Below are 14,722 nucleotides of genomic sequence, written 5' to 3'. Positions count from 1 at the left end.
GCCACAATTCCAGCGCTGAAGCCGTTTTCCCGCGCTGCAAGACCCCAGCTGTGGCTTTTCTGCCGCAAATTTGGGGTTACTGCGAAGGTTTTTTGGCCAGACGCGCCAAACTGTTCCTTCCGCGCCACAGTTGAGCCCCGGCGGTGCCGCAAATGCAAACGCTCCGTTAATGTTGTTGTCATCGTGAACCTGCCAGAATCGCGCTAAGGGCTGTCGTTCTGTCGCAGGATCTCTGGAGCTTTTGATGTTTTGGGCGTTCGTTCCCTCCGAGGCCTCCCTCAAGAAGGCGGTTATCGAAGATCTCACGGCGTTGCCGGACAACGCGGTCTGGATCGACCTCGTCAACCCCACGGCCGCCGAGGACAAGGCCGTGGAGCGGCTGGCGGGCATCGCCATCCCGACCCGGGAAGACATGCAGGAGATCGAGATCTCCAGCCGGCTCTATATGGAGAACGGCGCGCGCTACATGACCGCGACGCTGATGTGCCACTCCGATACCGACATGCCCCGGACCACGGCGGTGACCTTCATCCTCGGCGACCATCGCCTGGTGACGGTGCGCTACGACCTGCCCAAGCCCTTTGCGCTGGTCGAAGCCAAGCTCGCCCGCTCCTGTACCCCGTCGATCACCGGCGAGATGGTGCTGATGGAGCTCCTGGACGCCGTGATCGACCGCTGCGCCGATATTCTGGAGCGCTGCGGTGCCGAGATCGACCAGGTCTCCCACGACATCTTCGAGCCGGAGAGCGAGCGCCACGGCCATGCCAAGCAATATTCCCAGATCCTGATCTCGATCGGCCGCAAGGGCGATTTGACCTCGAAGGTTCGCGAGAGCCTGGTGTCGATCGGCCGCGTCGTGACGTTCCTGTCGGCGGTGGTCGAGGGCGTGAAATGGTCGAAGGACATGCGCGAGCAGCTCAAGACCATGCAGCGCGACGTGGCCTCGCTGACCGACCACGCCTCCTATCTCTCCAGCAAGATCACTTTCGTGCTCGACGCCATGCTCGGCGTCGTCAATCTCGAGCAGAACAACATCATCAAGCTGTTTTCGGTCATGGCTGTTGTCCTGATGCCGCCGACGCTGATCGCATCGGTCTACGGCATGAACTTCAAGGTGATGCCGGAACTCGAATGGGTGCACGGCTACCCGATGGCGCTGGTGATGATGCTGATCGCTGCCATCGTTCCGTACTGGATCTTCAAGTTCAAGAAGTGGCTGTAGGAATCACGCTCCAGCAAAGATACCTACCGAGACCTTACGCTGCTCGCATAGACACGGTGGATCGTGTCGCAGAATAGATCGGCATTGCGGCGACGCGGTGATGTGTGTGTCATGCCGCAATTCCTCCGGTAAAATTTGAGCGGTGGGCTGAACGTTTGCGCGAAACTTGTCTGCGATAAGCATGGCGTAGCCGCGAGGAACAGCCATGGTTGAAAAACACATAACGACGCCCCGCAACGTCATCGAGCTGGCGCACTATCGTCAGGCGGTGACGAGCGGCAAGGCGCCGTCGATGTCGGCACGCCTGTGCCGGCACTGTGGTGCTCCGCTGCTCGATGGTGAGAACGACGACGACTGCTCGACTGCATTCAGCACGGCCGCTCCGCGTCCGCGCGAGAGGTCTCGTCGGATTCGACTCGATTGAGGAACGGAAGGTAAGGGCGATCCAGGTCTTGCGGCGGCGTTGTCTGGATCGCCTTGCTTCCCTAAGCGCTGAATTTCGTCATTGCGAGGAGCCACCCGGTCCCGCCTCCGGCGGGCCGGATGACAGGCTCCGCGACGAAGCAATCCAGACTGTCTCCGCGGAGGCAGTCTGGATTGCTTCGCTGCGCTCGCAATGACAGTAGGATGGCGGATTGCCTACACGTGCTGGCCGCCGTTGATATGGATCTCGGCGCCGTTGACGTAAGAAGAGGTGTCCGTGCACAGCACGTAGATGATCTTGGCCACTTCGTCGGGCGTGCCGAGGCGGTGCATCGGGATCTGCTGCTCGACGATCTTCTCGGTGCCGGGCGACAGGATCGAGGTGTCGATCTCGCCCGGGGCGATCGCGTTGACGCGCACGCCGATGCGGCCGAAGTCGGAAGCCATCTCGCGCGTCAGCGCGGCGAGCGCCGCTTTCGAGGTGGCATAGGCGGCGCCGGCGAAGGGGTGCACGCGCGAGCCCGCGATCGAGGTGACGTTCACGACCGAGCCCTTGGCCGCCTTCAATTCCTCGATCAGCCCGCGCGCCATCATGATCGGCGCGAAGAAGTTGACATGGAAGACGTGCGTCCAGGTGTCGAGGTCGGTGTCGACCGAGCCCAGGCGGGAGCCGCCGGGGCCCTTCGGCGAGATCGCGGCGTTGTTGACCAGCGCATGCAGCGTGCCGCCTTCGAGCCGGCTGCGGATCTCGGAGATCGCGCGCGCGGTGTCCTCGGGGTTGCCGAGGTCGACCTGGATGTGGTCCTCAGGGCCGGCATCCCAGGGGCAGTCCTCCGGGAAAGGATGCCGCGAGCAGGTGATGACGCGCCAGCCCGCCGAAGAAAAACGGATCACGGTGGCGTGGCCGATGCCGCGGCTGGCTCCGGTCAGGAGCAGCGTACGGCGCGGCGCATTGGACGAATGCGGCATGGACATCTTTCAGGTCGGCCCGAAGCTTACGGGTACATCCGCGTCTTGGACCATGGTTGGCCGGCGGCGTCACGGCGAAATTCGATGCGGTCGTGCAGGCGGAACGGGCGGTCGTGCCAGAACTCGATCCGGAGCGGCGTGATGCGCCAGCCGCTCCAGCCCGGCGGCCGCGGCACTTCGCCGATGACGTATTTGGCCGCGACCTTGGCGATGGCCTGCTCGAACGCGAAGCGGCTCTCCAGCTCTTGCGATTGCTTGCTCGCCCAGGCGCCGATCTGGGCCTGCTTCGGTCGCGTCGCGAAATAGGCGTCGGCCTCCGCGTCGGTCACCGGCGTCACGTTGCCGCGGATGCGGACCTGACGGCGCAGCGACTTCCAGTGAAAAAGTAAGGCTGCCTTAGGATTTGCGGCGAGTTCGCGGCCCTTTTGGCTCGCGATGTGGCTGTAGAAGACGAAACCCTCGGTATCGAAGCCCTTCATCAGCACCATGCGCACGTCAGGCAAGCCGTCGGAATCGACGGTTGCGAGCGCCATGGCGTTGGGATCGTTCGGCTCGCTCTTGATTGCCTCGTTCAGCCAGGCCTCGAACAACGCAAATGGCTCGTCGGCGGCGGTGAAATCACCGGATGTTAAGGGTGTCTGGTGTTTCATCGAGGTCGTGTCGGTCATGTCCGGAGTCCGAGTTGCGTCCCGCGGCCCAAAACGCGTTGTTGTCCGCTACCGCCCTATATAGGGCATGGGGACGCGTTGGCCTATCGGCGATCCGGCCGTCCGGCTTCGTCATGACGATGATTCTGATCGGGCTCGGCGCCGGCGGCTGCAGCTTTTCCCGCAACGACAGCACCGCCTATGCCAAGGGCGACGACAGCGACCTCACCGGCTCGATCGCGCGGCCGGCAAAGGACGCTCCCCCGACCGAGACCGATCTCGCCTTCACCCGCAACGCCGCCTCCGACGTGCTCAGCAAGGGCGACAAGGATTCCAGCCAGCATTGGGAGAATCCGGAGACCGGGGCGCGCGGCTCGGTGACGCCCATCGCCCAGTCCTACGCCGCCGAGGACGGGCGCAAATGCCGCGACTTCCTGGCGAGCTACGTCAACGGCAACACCGAAAGCTGGCTCCAGGGCGCCGGCTGCCAAAGCAGCCGTGGCCGTTGGGAGATTCATACGCTAAAGCCGTGGCGGAGCTGAGCACGATCCGGAAAAAGCGGGAACCGGTTTTCCGATAAGGCCATGCTCCAAACATAGAGCTTCAGCTCGCGTTCCTAGTTGCAAAAATGCCACTCTCTTCCCACATGACCGGCAGGTGGGGCGGGGAGCCCTTTGAACAATTCGATTTCTTGAAGGAGACGTGACGAATGCGCGACCCCTATGAGGTCTTGGGGGTGCCGCGGAGCGCCAGCGCTGCCGCGATCAAGAGCGCCTATCGCAAGCTGGCCAAGAAGCACCATCCGGACAGCAACAAGGGTGATCCGAAGGCGGCCGAACGCTTCGCCGAGCTCAACTCGGCCAACGAGATCCTCGGCGACGAGGACAAGCGCAAGCAGTTTGACCGCGGCGAGATCGACGCCGATGGCAAGCCGCGCTTCCAGGGTTTTCCGGGCGGTGGCGGCCCTCGTGGCCGCGCCGGCCCTGGCGGGTTCGAAAGCTATACGTTCCGAAGCGGCGGTGCGGGCGGCCCGGGCGGCGGCGCGTTCGAGGACATCCTCAACAGCATGTTCGGCGGCGGAATGCGCGGCGCGCGGCCCGGAGCCGGCGGCGGTGCCCAGTTCGAGTTCGACACCGGCGGTGTCGGGCTCGATCTCGACGTCAACGTCGCCATGAGCGTCTCGCTGGAAGAGGCGGTCAAGGGCGGCGAGAAGCGGGTCCGGCTGCCGACGGGCAAGGAGCTCAACGTCAAGATTCCGGCCGGAGTCACCGAGGGCCAACAGATCCGGCTCCGGGGGCAGGGCGAAAGCGCGCAGGGCCATCCGCCCGGCGATCTCCTGATCACCATCAACATCGCGCCGCACCCGTTCTTCAAGGTCGAGGGCGCCGACCTCAGGATCGACCTGCCTGTCACGCTTTACGAGGCGGTGCTCGGCGGCAAGGTCCGCGTGCCCACCCTCGGCAATGCCGTGGAGCTCTCGGTCCCCAAAAACACCTCCAGCGGCCGGACTTTCCGCCTCAAGGGCAAGGGCCTGCCGAAATCTGGCGGGACCGGGGATCTCTTCGTCACCATCAGGATTATGCTACCGGACGGGAACGACGCCGAGCTTGAAGCATTGATGGAGAAGTGGCGGGACCAACACCCCTACAATCCACGTAGCGGGATTGGCTAAGCATGATCCAGACCCGGAGGGCCGCGTTAGCGCAAAGTGCGTCGCGGTTTTCCGCAAAGATCATGCGCAAACAAAGAGCAAAAGCGCGAGTCATCGCGCTTTAGGGCGCGATCGAACTGAAGGGGTTCTCCTAAAGGACCACGGCGTCATCCGGAGATGATGCTCATCATATGCCTGAGGCGTGGGTCACGCTTCATGGTTTCGACGTGTCGGCTGTCCGGCGGGGCAGCCGATGAAAAGGTGCGGCCTCGAGAGGGGGACCAGCGCGGTACCAAAAACCCCAATCGAGGCCGCCCGCGTCGATCGGCGGATCGAACGCCACTCATAATCGCGTGAACACCCGGTGCGATAATGAGACGCGTCGATGTCCTGATTCCAAATTTTCGATGACGGAATCTGGGCACCGCGCCTGTGCAGTTGTCTAGGTGCCGTTTTTCTCTGCTTGGTCGTAGACGGCCTGCGCCACCCTGGTCAGCCGCTCGCGATCACTGCTGCCGCTGACGACGTAGCCGACGCCGCGCTCGGACCAGAACAACGCGCCGTCCTTGTCCGTCTTGGCGTAGCGCATTTGCGTTGCACCATTCTCGGTCTTGGCAGAGTAGATCGTGTACCGCTCGCCCGAGGCGCCCTCGTACATCAGGAACGACGCCGGGCCGTTCGGTCCCGGCAGAAGTCGGCCGCCCACCAGCTTCAGCCCGCTCGCCTCCAGGTTCGGCGCGAACACGGTCCAGCCGCAGCGCCGGGTCAGCCAGGCCTGCAAGTGATCGCGCTCGTTGCCGCCGACCTCCACGGGATGGCGGACCTCCACGACATAGAGGCGGTGCGCACCGAGCGCGTCCGCCGTAAAGCTCTGGAAGGTCGAGGGTGCGTTGGCGGCGCCATGCGCCACCCAGCCGACGGTGCCGCCGGCGACGAAGGCAACCAGCACGGCCGCGGCGGCGCCATAGAGCCATTGCCGCGGGCGGCGCTCCAGCCGCTCGAGCTCGAGCCGCGCGGGCACCGGCTCATGGACGACCGAATCGTAACGGGCGTGCAGCATCTCGGCCATGGTCCGCCAGGACTGCACCCGCTCGGCGTCGTCGGGGTGGGCGGCAAGAAAGGCCTCGACGTCGGCGCGTCGCTCAGCCGGCAGCTCGCCGTCGACATAGGCGTGCAGTTCGTCCTCGGTCACTGGGATGTTGCGGTCGTTCATATCGGTCTCTGCGGCCCAAAATATCTTCTGCAAGTCAGTTTCGCGCAGCTCATCATTTCACCCGCCTGAGCGCCGTCCGCTCACCCTCGAGCGAGGCTTTGACGTGGGCCCTGGCGCGTGCCAGGCGCGACATCACGGTGCCGATCGGCACGCCCTGGATGTCGGCAACCTCGCGGTAGCTCATGCCTTCCAGCATCACCAGGAGCAGCACCGAACGCTGCTCCTCGACGAGAGTAGTCAGCGCCTTCTCGATGTCGCGTCCCTCGGCCTCGGTCCCGCTGGCATCCGGGTTGTTATCCGTCAGCGGCATGAATTGCGGCCGCCTTGCCAGGGAACGCCGCCGATTTTTGTTGAGGTTGGTCAGGATCGTATAGAGCCAGCTCCTGACGTCGCCTCCGAGAAACAGCCGCTCCGAACGCAGCGCGCGGACCAACGTATCCTGGACCAGATCGTCGGCCGCATCCGCATCGCGCGTGAGCGCGCGGGCATAGCGGCGCAACGCCGGGATCATGGCTTCCACACTCTGGCGAAACGCATTCATTGCAGTCTTGACGTCCCTGGCGTTAGGCGCGCGCCTATAGCGATCATAACACCCGAGCGGAACGGCTATTCCGGTCCTCGAAACAGCGTTAACGCCGCGGATTTGGGCTGTACCGCGGGGGAGGGCTGGTGTACCTCCAGACCTCAACGAGAGTTCGACGGGACGTGCAAAAATGGCGCAGAATTCGGGTCTGATGCAAGGAAAGCGCGGGGTCATCCTCGGCGTCGCCAACAACCGCTCGATCGCCTGGGGCATCGCCAAGGCATGCCACGCCGCGGGTGCCGAGCTCGCCTTCACCTATCAGGGCGATGCGCTGAAGAAGCGCGTCGAGCCGCTCGCCGCCGAGATCGGCGGCCTCGTGCTCGGCCATTGCGACGTCACGGATGCCGCGACCATCGATGCCGCGTTCGCGGTGCTGAAGGAGAAGTGGGGCAAGATCGACTTCCTGGTGCATGCGATCGCCTATGGCGAGCAGCTCGACGGCCGCTACGTCGACACCACGCAGGAGAATTTTTCGAAATCGATGCTGATCTCCTGCTATTCGTTCACGGCGGTGGCGCAGCGCGCCGAGAAGCTGATGACGGATGGCGGTTCGCTGATCACGCTCTCCTATTACGGCGCCGAGAAGTGGATGCCGCATTACAACGTGATGGGCGTGGCCAAGGCGGCGCTGGAAGCCAGCGTGCGCTATCTCGCCGCCGATCTCGGCGAGAAGAACATCCGCGTCAACGCGATCTCGGCAGGCCCCATCAAGACGCTGGCGGCGTCCGGCATCGGCGACTTCCGCTATATCCTGAAGTGGAACGAGACCAATGCGCCGATGCGGCGCAACGTCTCCACCGAAGACGTCGGCGGCAGCGCGCTGTATTTCCTCTCCGACCTCTCGCGCGGCGTTACCGGCGAGGTGCACCACGTCGATTCCGGCTATCACGTGCTCGGCATGAAGCGGCCGGATGCGCCTGATATCTCGCTTGGCGGGAAGGACTAGCCACTAGCTCAAATGCCCGGGCCTACGATCTACTATCTTCGCCACGGCGAGACCGAGTGGAATGCGCTCGGCAGGCTTCAGGGCACCAGGGACGTTCCGCTGAACGCACGCGGCCGCAGCCAGGCCGTGCACGCCGGCGCCGTTCTGGCCGAACTGTTCAAACGCGACGGACGCGACAAGGCCGCGCTGCCCTACGTGTCGAGCCCGCTTGGCCGTGCGCGCCAGACCATGGAGCTCGCGCGCGGCAAGCTCGAATTGCCGCCTGCCGATTACGCGCTCGACGATCGTCTGCGCGAGATCGGCTACGGCACCTGGGAGGGGCTGACGCTGGCTGAGAGCGAGGCGAAGGATCCGGACATTTACGCAAGGCGCCTCGCCGACAAATGGACCGTGGGACCTGCGGGCGGGGAGACCTACGCCGACGTGCAGGTCCGCGTGCGCGCCTGGTACGACCAGCTCCGGACCGACACCGTCGCGGTGGCCCATGGCGGGACCTGCCGGGCTCTGATGGTGTCCCTGGGGCTCGAGACACCCGCCAGCGCCGCCGAGCTCTATATAGAGCAGGGCGCCGTCTACGTGTTCCGCGACGGGCGGCTGGAGAAGTTTAGTTAAGCCGCTCCCCCGTCATTCCGGGGCGGCGCAACGCGCCGAGCCCGGAATCCCGAGATTCCGGGTCTGGTCCTTCGGACCATCCCGGAATGACGGAGTAACTGGTTTGACCCTCGGCCCACCGGGCGCTACCACAAGTGAGAACTGACTTACGAGCCAGAGACGAATGTCCTTCAACACCTTCGGCCACATGTTCCGCGTCACCACCTTCGGCGAGAGCCATGGGGTGGCGATCGGCTGCGTGGTCGACGGCTGCCCGCCGATGATCCCGCTCACCGAGGCCGACATCCAGCGGGATCTCGACCGCCGGCGTCCCGGCCAGTCGCGCTTCACCACCCAGCGCCAGGAGCCGGACCAGGTCAAAATTCTCTCCGGCGTGATGGCGCATCCGGAGACCGGCGTGCAGGTGACGACGGGCACGCCGATCGGCCTTCTGATCGAGAACACGGACCAGCGCTCGAAGGACTATTCCGAGATCAAGGACAAGTTTCGTCCCGGTCACGCCGACTTCACCTATGAGGCGAAGTACGGCCTGCGCGATTATCGCGGCGGCGGGCGCTCCTCGGCGCGTGAGACCGCGATGCGCGTTGCCGCCGGCGCCATCGCGCGGAAAGTGCTGCCCGACGTGAAGGTGCGGGGCGCCTTGGTGCAGATCGGTCCGCACAAGATCGATCGCGACAAGTGGGATTGGGACGAGATCGCGAAAAATCCGTTCTTCTGTCCCGACAAGGACAAGGCCGCGTTCTTCGAGACCTATCTCGACGGCATCCGCAAGAGCGGCTCCTCGATCGGCGCGGTGATCGAGGTCGTCGCCGAAGGCGTGCCGGCAGGTCTTGGTGCTCCGATCTACGCCAAGCTCGATTCCGATCTGGCGGGTGCGATGATGACCATCAACGCGGTGAAGGGCGTCGAGATTGGCGCCGGTTTTGGCGCGGCAGAACTGACCGGTGAGGAGAACGCCGACGAGATGCGCTCCGGCAATGACGGCACGCGCTTCCTGTCCAACCACGCCGGCGGCGTGCTGGGCGGCATCTCCACCGGACAGCCCGTGGTGGTGCGTTTCGCGGTGAAGCCGACCTCGTCGATCCTGCAGCCGCGTCTCACCGTCGATAGGCAAGGCACCGAGACCGAGATCTTCACCAAGGGCCGCCATGACCCCTGCGTCGGCATCCGTGCCGTCCCCGTCGGCGAGGCCATGATGGCCTGCGTGCTGGCCGATCACTTCCTGCGCGATCGCGGGCAGGTAGGACGTTGACGCCCTTCCACCTCTTTCCCGCTTGGGAGAGGTGAAGACACCTCGGTGACAATGTCGCGGTACTAGCCCACCGTGCAGCTTGACGACCCCGCAACTTCGTCCGCAAATGCAGCCATGAACAGCTCCGAGCTTCAGCGCGTCTGCAACTGGCTGATCGACGGCGTCTGGTCGGCTCAGGAGCCGGCCGAGATGATCGCCGATTTCTGCGAACGTCTGGTCGCCGCCGGCTTGCCGCTGTCGCGTTTCGGCATCTTCATTCGCACGCTGCATCCCGAAGTCTTCGGCCGCAACTTCATCTGGCGGCACGGCCAGGATGTCGAAATCGGCAGCGTCGATTTCGAGGTCCTGGACACACCGCAATTCGCCCGCAGCCCGCTTCGCGTCGTGTTCGAGCAGGGCATCGAGGTCAGGGGCCGCGCAAGCGATCCCGACAGCAGGCGATTTCCGTTCCTCGAAGAGATGCATGCCGAAGGCGCGACCGACTATATCGCGGTGCCGTTGCGCTTTCTCGACGGCTCCGTCCACGCAACGAGCTGGATCACGCAGCATCCCGATGGCTTCAGCGACGACGACATCGCGGCCATTCGAGCCGTCATAGCCCCGCTCGCGCGCGTCAGCGAGATCATCAGCCTGCGCCGCACCGCCGAGATGCTGCTCGACACCTATGTCGGCAATCGCGCCGGCGCGCGCATCCTCGGCGGCCAGATCCGACGCGGTCACAACGACACCATGCAGGCGGCGATCTGGCTGTCGGACCTGCGCGGCTTCACCGCGCTGTCGGACCGGCTGCCGGCCGAGACGGTGGTCGAGATCCTCAACCAATATTTCGACTGCCAGGTCGCCGCGATCCGCGGCCATGGCGGCGAGGTGTTGAAATTCATGGGCGATGGCCTGCTCGCCGTGTTTCCGATCGACGAATATGTCGGCGATGCCGCCCATGTCTGCGCGCGCGTATTGGAGGCCGCGCGCGAGTCCCGCGCCAGCGTCGAGGCGCTCGCCGTTCCGGTCGGCGACGTCGTCGAGCGCTTCCGCTTCGGCGTCGCGCTGCATGTCGGCAACATCCTTTACGGCAATATCGGCGGCGGCAACCGCCTCGACTTCACCTGCATCGGCCCGGCGGTCAATCTCGCCGCAAGGCTGGAGAAGATCACGGGACGCCTGGGGCGGACCGTCGTGGCCTCGGAAGGTTTTGCCAATGTCTGCCGCCATGATTGGCACCAGCTCGGCGAGTTTCCGATCGCGGGATTTTCCAAGGCGCAGCGCGTGTACGGGCTGGCGGAGGAGACGCCGGTGGTGATGGCCTAGCGGCGCCGACGACGGCCTCAGCCGCCACGAACATGAGACTGTTTCAGGCCGAAGGTCAGCACCCTCAAGGTGATCCACAGCCGCAGCATGGCGAAGCTGAAGATGAAGACGAAATAGATCAGGTTCTTGGTGAACTGCGTTGCCGACGAGGTTTGCCAGAAGTTCCAGATCGCGGTCCGCACCGCTTCCTGTCCATAGGCGAGGGCGACGTTGATGAGGCCGAGGATGATGACGGCGGCGCCGAGCCACAGCCCACGCCGTGCGAATTCGCCGATCGCGGCAAACAGGGCGACCTTGCCGTCATCGCGCTCGGCACGGATGATCATGAGCAGGACGATGGCCGCGATCCATGCGCTCCAGAATCGCCCGGGATGGGTGAACTGGTCGAACGCCATGCCGTCCAGGCCCGCCAAGAGATGGTACGAAGCCTCAAAGCCGGTCGCTTTGGCACTCAGCGCCGCCGCGATCATCACGAGCATGATCCGCCACAGGATCGAGAAGGAGAGCTTGAACTGCTCGCCCAGTGTCAGCGTACCCAGCGAGGATTGACCGCCCGCCGCCTCGATCGATTGTTGTGCCGTCGCAAAGAAGGCCAGCAGCACCGAAATGTTGGAAATGATGATTGCGGGCAGCGCCACGGCGCCGCCGCCGAACGCGATCACGCGCATCGCAGCCGCCAGGATCAACCAGGGCAGGGCATGCAGGAGCTTGAAAGGACCGAACGAGGTCTCCTGGCGGGCCGGCTTGAGTTCGAGCTGTTTGCGCAGTGCGACTGTCATCGCATTGTGCTGGCACAGGAGATTAAATCTGCGGTAGCACGGATCGCTAAAATTGACCCGAAGCAGGCACGCGGCGCCTATTCCTCCGGCTCTGTGGTGAACAATAGCGGATAGCCCTTGGCGCGGCCGGCGTCGGTGGCGCGCGTTGCCTTGGTTTCGGCGACGTCCTTGGTGAAGACGGCGACTACGCAGGCGCCCAGCTTGTGCGCGGTGATCATCACCTTGTAGGCCTGATCCTCGGTCATGCGGAATTCGGCCTTCAGCACCATGGTGACGAATTCACGCGGCGTGTAGTCGTCGTTGATCAGGATGACCTTGTGCAGCTTCGGCCGCTCGACCTTGGTCTTCGTCCTGGTTTTCGGCTTGGTGACGGTGTCGTTCATTCCGCCTCCTGGACACGGCGGGCTCGGGTTCCGGCCGGAAGCGATTAGCTCGCGGCCTTCGCACCATATTGCAGGACCTGCACCTTCTCCAAGGTGATCAGACCGCTCGACATCATGCCGTCCAGGATGGGCAGGAATGCGTTGATGTTGTCCTCGCTGTCGACGATCTCGATCAGCAGCGGCAGGTCTTCCGACAGCCGCAGGATCTTCGACGTGTGCAGCCGGCTGGACTTGCCGAAGCCCATCGGACCGCGCAGCACGGTGGCGCCGGCCAGATGTCGCTCGCGCGCAGTCATCACGATCGCCTCATAGAGCGGCTTGCCGTCATAATGGTCGCTCTCCCCGATGAAGATCCGGAGCGAAACTGCCTGATCGGGGATTTGCATGGTCAGCTCCTTGCCAGGCGATTGTAGCGGCTCGCCATCATATGCCCTGCCCACACCGACACCAGCCAGCAGATCACGGACGCTGCGACATAGGCGAGCGCGGTGTACTTCATGCCGCCGTGGAGCAGGCGGAAGGTCTCCAGGCTGAAGGCCGAGAAGGTGGTGTAGCCGCCGCAAAACCCGGTCATGACGAATTGTCGGTGCTCGGGCCGCGCCAGCACGCGGCCGTCCGGGCCGGTCAGCGTCGCGTAGAAGCCGATGATCAGGGAGCCTGTCGCGTTGATGAACAACGTCGCGACAGGAAAGCCCGATCCGGTGTCGAGCACAAGCCCGACCAGGTAGCGCGTCAGCCCGCCGACGATGCTGCCGGCGGCAACCCAGGCGTAGAGCACAAAGCTGCGCCAGCGTTCGGCAAAAGGTGAGCTCATCAGCCTCTAGCCTCCCAGACGATCCGCAAGCAGGAAGCCGCAGCTGACGGCGGCGAGGCACAGCCCGACCGAGCAGGCGACATTGCCGAGCGCCGAGAGCGGCTCGCCGCCACGCGCGAGCGTCAGCGTTTGCAGGCTGAACGAGGACACCGTGGTGTAGCAGCCGAGAAACCCGGTCACCGCGAACAGCCATGGTGTGGGTGAGGCGAAGACCGAGCCCGGATGCGTCGCCAGCGCGCCGAAAATGCCGATGAGGAAGGCGCCGGTGACGTTGATGGTCATGGTGCCCCACGGAAACGTTTCGCCCAGTCGCCGCGCGATCGCACCGGAGACGAAATAGCGCGCGCAACCGCCCAGCGCGCTGCCGATCACGATCGCAATTGCCCCGCTCAGCAAGACGAACAGTCCCCCGTCATCACTTGCTCCCTACCGCAAGACCCTTGCCGACGGCGAGCAGCCCCACCAGCGAAACCAGCGCGAAGCCGAGCCCGGCAAGAAACGTTCCCGCCGGGCCATAGGCGTCCCACAGCGCACCCGCGATCACGCTCGCGGCCAGCAAGGCAAGCCCGGTGAACAGGTTGAAATAGCCGAAGGCGGTGCCGCGCAAGGCGGGCGGCGCGGCGTCGGCGACGAGGGCGGAGAGCAGCCCTTGCGTCAGTCCCATATGCAGTCCCCACAGCACGACGCCGAGCGCAAGGCCAGCCAGGTTCGGCAGCAGCGCCAGCGCGAGGTCGGCGCCGGCGAGGAAGACGAGGCCGAGTGCGAGCAGGCCGGTCCGGTTGATCCGGTCCGACAGCACGCCGGCCGGATAGGCCGAGAGCGCGTAGACGACATTCATCAGCACCAGCACGGCCGGCACCCACATCGCACTGAGCCCGATGTTCTGCGCGCGCAGGATCAGGAAGGCCTCGCTGAAGCGCGCGAGCGTGAACACGACGCCCACGGCGACGACGCGCCAATAGACCGCTCCGAGCTGGCGCATCGCGGCGAGATTGAGCGGATTTTCTGCAGGTTTGCGGCTCGGATCGGGCTCCGGCTCCTTTACCGCGAACGCGATCAACCCAAAGGACAGGAACGCCGGCAGCACCGCCACCCAGAACACGAGCGCAAAATTGTCAGCGGTCCACCACATCAGGCCGATCGCCACGAGCGGTCCGACGAAAGCGCCGATCGTGTCGAGCGATTGCCGCAGGCCAAAGCTCGCGCCGCGCAGGCCGACGGGGGCGATGTCGGCGATCAGCGCATCGCGCGGCGCGCCGCGGATGCCCTTGCCGACGCGATCGATGAAGCGCGCGGCGACCAGCCATCCGACGCTGGGCGCGAGCGGGAACAGCGGTTTTGTCAGCGCGGCCAGTCCGTAGCCCAGGGCAGCGAGCAGCTTGCGGCGGCCGAGCCAGTCCGACAGCGCACCGGAGAAGATCTTGGTGATCGAGGCGGTCGCCTCGGCAATGCCCTCGATGAAGCCGACGGTGAGCGTGGAGGCGCCGAGCACGCTGACGAGATAGACCGGCAGCAGTGCGTGGATCATCTCCGAGGAGATGTCCATCAGCATCGAAACGAAGCCGAGTACCCAGATCCCTCTGGGCAGCGTCGCGCGCACGGCCTTCGGTGTCGTCATCGTCACGTCTTCATCGTCCTCCGGCCCGCCGGCCTTCGTCATCAGGCAACAAAAAACCCGCCATCGGCGGGTATGTCCATGCTCCCGCCAAAGGCCGAGGCTCAAGATTGCCTCTCCTCAAGCAGGAGTCATCAGCCCACGAGGTCATCGACCGCCGGGCGGTTGTCGGGGGACTCCATCCCCATCTGTGCGACCAACCCTAGCATGGAAATCGTGCCGGACAAGTGGGCGGGGTCGCGCCTCCACTGGCTCTTCGAGCCGCCCCGGAATGACTGTGCGAGTGATCGCACCTGTTCCCCGCTTGT

General features: G+C 64.7%; 18 protein-coding genes and 1 riboswitch. Of the genes, 8 read left to right on the top strand and 10 right to left on the bottom strand.

Features of this window, described 5'->3' with window-relative positions; all coding sequences use genetic code 11:
* The first annotated feature begins 244 nt into the window (after window positions 1-244).
* A complete protein-coding gene (locus ACNJYD_RS28240; protein WP_172787347.1) occupies window positions 245-1,222 on the top strand; it encodes a magnesium transporter CorA family protein in 978 nt (325 codons plus the stop codon).
* Window positions 1,223-1,427: 205 nt separating this feature from the next.
* Window positions 1,428-1,646, top strand: coding sequence for a hypothetical protein (locus ACNJYD_RS28235; protein WP_172787348.1), 219 nt, complete (start codon window positions 1,428-1,430; stop codon window positions 1,644-1,646).
* Between the two features lie 215 nt (window positions 1,647-1,861).
* On the opposite strand, the gene ACNJYD_RS28230 is transcribed toward ACNJYD_RS28235, so the two are convergent.
* Together ACNJYD_RS28230 and pdxH are read right to left on the bottom strand one after the other, a co-directional pair.
* Window positions 1,862-2,614, bottom strand: coding sequence for an SDR family NAD(P)-dependent oxidoreductase (locus ACNJYD_RS28230; protein WP_172787349.1), 753 nt, complete (start codon window positions 2,612-2,614; stop codon window positions 1,862-1,864).
* 26 nt (window positions 2,615-2,640) lie between these two features.
* Window positions 2,641-3,282: a pyridoxamine 5'-phosphate oxidase gene (pdxH, locus tag ACNJYD_RS28225; protein ID WP_172787350.1), complete on the bottom strand. Its 642-nt coding sequence runs from the start codon at window positions 3,280-3,282 to the stop codon at window positions 2,641-2,643.
* A 113-nt stretch (window positions 3,283-3,395) separates the two neighbouring features.
* Between pdxH and ACNJYD_RS28220 the strand changes: the two genes are divergently transcribed.
* Window positions 3,396-3,803, top strand: a complete 408-nt coding sequence (locus tag ACNJYD_RS28220) for an RT0821/Lpp0805 family surface protein (protein WP_172787351.1) — start codon at window positions 3,396-3,398, stop codon at window positions 3,801-3,803.
* A 167-nt stretch (window positions 3,804-3,970) separates the two neighbouring features.
* Window positions 3,971-4,933: a DnaJ C-terminal domain-containing protein gene (locus ACNJYD_RS28215; RefSeq protein ID WP_439363939.1), complete on the top strand. Its 963-nt coding sequence runs from the start codon at window positions 3,971-3,973 to the stop codon at window positions 4,931-4,933.
* 421 nt (window positions 4,934-5,354) lie between these two features.
* On the opposite strand, the gene ACNJYD_RS28210 is transcribed toward ACNJYD_RS28215, so the two are convergent.
* Both ACNJYD_RS28210 and ACNJYD_RS28205 read right to left on the bottom strand, forming a co-directional pair.
* Window positions 5,355-6,125, bottom strand: coding sequence for an anti-sigma factor family protein (locus tag ACNJYD_RS28210; protein WP_172787353.1), 771 nt, complete (start codon window positions 6,123-6,125; stop codon window positions 5,355-5,357).
* 52 nt (window positions 6,126-6,177) lie between these two features.
* A complete protein-coding gene (locus tag ACNJYD_RS28205; RefSeq protein ID WP_212254679.1) occupies window positions 6,178-6,666 on the bottom strand; it encodes an RNA polymerase sigma factor in 489 nt (162 codons plus the stop codon).
* A gap of 172 nt (window positions 6,667-6,838) precedes the next feature.
* Between ACNJYD_RS28205 and fabI the strand changes: the two genes are divergently transcribed.
* The 4 genes from fabI (at window position 6,839) to ACNJYD_RS28185 (ending at window position 10,823) form a co-directional block, all read left to right on the top strand.
* Window positions 6,839-7,654 carry an enoyl-ACP reductase FabI gene (fabI, locus tag ACNJYD_RS28200; protein WP_080135587.1) on the top strand — a complete coding sequence of 272 codons (816 nt, stop codon included), beginning with the start codon at window positions 6,839-6,841 and terminating at the stop codon, window positions 7,652-7,654.
* 12 nt (window positions 7,655-7,666) lie between these two features.
* On the top strand, window positions 7,667-8,266 hold the full coding sequence (locus ACNJYD_RS28195) for a histidine phosphatase family protein (RefSeq protein WP_439363938.1): 600 nt from the start codon (window positions 7,667-7,669) through the stop codon (window positions 8,264-8,266).
* Between the two features lie 163 nt (window positions 8,267-8,429).
* Window positions 8,430-9,518: a chorismate synthase gene (aroC, locus tag ACNJYD_RS28190; RefSeq protein ID WP_439363937.1), complete on the top strand. Its 1,089-nt coding sequence runs from the start codon at window positions 8,430-8,432 to the stop codon at window positions 9,516-9,518.
* Window positions 9,519-9,632: 114 nt separating this feature from the next.
* Window positions 9,633-10,823: an adenylate/guanylate cyclase domain-containing protein gene (locus ACNJYD_RS28185; protein ID WP_172787356.1), complete on the top strand. Its 1,191-nt coding sequence runs from the start codon at window positions 9,633-9,635 to the stop codon at window positions 10,821-10,823.
* A 17-nt stretch (window positions 10,824-10,840) separates the two neighbouring features.
* On the opposite strand, the gene ACNJYD_RS28180 is transcribed toward ACNJYD_RS28185, so the two are convergent.
* From ACNJYD_RS28180 to ACNJYD_RS28155, 6 genes are all read right to left on the bottom strand, one after another.
* Window positions 10,841-11,602, bottom strand: a complete 762-nt coding sequence (locus tag ACNJYD_RS28180) for a hypothetical protein (RefSeq protein ID WP_439363936.1) — start codon at window positions 11,600-11,602, stop codon at window positions 10,841-10,843.
* 77 nt (window positions 11,603-11,679) lie between these two features.
* Entirely contained in the window at window positions 11,680-11,985 is a 306-nt protein-coding gene (gene clpS, locus ACNJYD_RS28175; protein ID WP_025034645.1) for an ATP-dependent Clp protease adapter ClpS, read from the bottom strand.
* Window positions 11,986-12,029: 44 nt separating this feature from the next.
* Complete coding sequence (locus tag ACNJYD_RS28170; RefSeq protein ID WP_172787358.1) at window positions 12,030-12,371, bottom strand: DUF190 domain-containing protein; 342 nt, start codon at window positions 12,369-12,371, stop codon at window positions 12,030-12,032.
* A gap of 2 nt (window positions 12,372-12,373) precedes the next feature.
* Window positions 12,374-12,799, bottom strand: a complete 426-nt coding sequence (gene crcB, locus ACNJYD_RS28165; protein WP_260382676.1) for a fluoride efflux transporter CrcB — start codon at window positions 12,797-12,799, stop codon at window positions 12,374-12,376.
* Between the two features lie 6 nt (window positions 12,800-12,805).
* On the bottom strand, window positions 12,806-13,195 hold the full coding sequence (crcB, locus tag ACNJYD_RS28160) for a fluoride efflux transporter CrcB (protein ID WP_042336065.1): 390 nt from the start codon (window positions 13,193-13,195) through the stop codon (window positions 12,806-12,808).
* Between the two features lie 19 nt (window positions 13,196-13,214).
* A complete protein-coding gene (locus ACNJYD_RS28155; RefSeq protein ID WP_439363935.1) occupies window positions 13,215-14,417 on the bottom strand; it encodes an MFS transporter in 1,203 nt (400 codons plus the stop codon).
* Between the two features lie 115 nt (window positions 14,418-14,532).
* Window positions 14,533-14,609: riboswitch (Fluoride riboswitch) on the bottom strand.
* Between the last annotated feature and the right edge of the window lie 113 nt (window positions 14,610-14,722).

Origin of the sequence: Bradyrhizobium sp. SPXBL-02 (assembly GCF_051853065.1) — a bacterium.
In the GTDB taxonomy this organism is placed as follows: domain Bacteria; phylum Pseudomonadota; class Alphaproteobacteria; order Rhizobiales; family Xanthobacteraceae; genus Bradyrhizobium.
Note: the sequence above shows the minus strand (reverse complement) of the source record. Positions and strands in the feature narration are given on the sequence as shown.

What these genes read in the sequence shown, in the direction of transcription:
- ACNJYD_RS28240 (WP_172787347.1), top strand. Translation starts at nt 245, where the DNA reads ATGTTTTGGGCGTTCGTTCCCTCCGAGGCCTCCCTCAAGAAGGCGGTT.
- ACNJYD_RS28235 (WP_172787348.1), top strand. Translation starts at nt 1,428, where the DNA reads ATGGTTGAAAAACACATAACGACGCCCCGCAACGTCATCGAGCTGGCG.
- ACNJYD_RS28230 (WP_172787349.1), bottom strand. Translation starts at nt 2,614, where the DNA reads ATGCCGCATTCGTCCAATGCGCCGCGCCGTACGCTGCTCCTGACCGGA.
- pdxH (WP_172787350.1), bottom strand. Translation starts at nt 3,282, where the DNA reads ATGACCGACACGACCTCGATGAAACACCAGACACCCTTAACATCCGGT.
- ACNJYD_RS28220 (WP_172787351.1), top strand. Translation starts at nt 3,396, where the DNA reads ATGACGATGATTCTGATCGGGCTCGGCGCCGGCGGCTGCAGCTTTTCC.
- ACNJYD_RS28215 (WP_439363939.1), top strand. Translation starts at nt 3,971, where the DNA reads ATGCGCGACCCCTATGAGGTCTTGGGGGTGCCGCGGAGCGCCAGCGCT.
- ACNJYD_RS28210 (WP_172787353.1), bottom strand. Translation starts at nt 6,125, where the DNA reads ATGAACGACCGCAACATCCCAGTGACCGAGGACGAACTGCACGCCTAT.
- ACNJYD_RS28205 (WP_212254679.1), bottom strand. Translation starts at nt 6,666, where the DNA reads ATGAATGCGTTTCGCCAGAGTGTGGAAGCCATGATCCCGGCGTTGCGC.
- fabI (WP_080135587.1), top strand. Translation starts at nt 6,839, where the DNA reads ATGGCGCAGAATTCGGGTCTGATGCAAGGAAAGCGCGGGGTCATCCTC.
- ACNJYD_RS28195 (WP_439363938.1), top strand. Translation starts at nt 7,667, where the DNA reads ATGCCCGGGCCTACGATCTACTATCTTCGCCACGGCGAGACCGAGTGG.
- aroC (WP_439363937.1), top strand. Translation starts at nt 8,430, where the DNA reads ATGTCCTTCAACACCTTCGGCCACATGTTCCGCGTCACCACCTTCGGC.
- ACNJYD_RS28185 (WP_172787356.1), top strand. Translation starts at nt 9,633, where the DNA reads ATGAACAGCTCCGAGCTTCAGCGCGTCTGCAACTGGCTGATCGACGGC.
- ACNJYD_RS28180 (WP_439363936.1), bottom strand. Translation starts at nt 11,602, where the DNA reads ATGACAGTCGCACTGCGCAAACAGCTCGAACTCAAGCCGGCCCGCCAG.
- clpS (WP_025034645.1), bottom strand. Translation starts at nt 11,985, where the DNA reads ATGAACGACACCGTCACCAAGCCGAAAACCAGGACGAAGACCAAGGTC.
- ACNJYD_RS28170 (WP_172787358.1), bottom strand. Translation starts at nt 12,371, where the DNA reads ATGCAAATCCCCGATCAGGCAGTTTCGCTCCGGATCTTCATCGGGGAG.
- crcB (WP_260382676.1), bottom strand. Translation starts at nt 12,799, where the DNA reads ATGAGCTCACCTTTTGCCGAACGCTGGCGCAGCTTTGTGCTCTACGCC.
- ACNJYD_RS28155 (WP_439363935.1), bottom strand. Translation starts at nt 14,417, where the DNA reads ATGACGACACCGAAGGCCGTGCGCGCGACGCTGCCCAGAGGGATCTGG.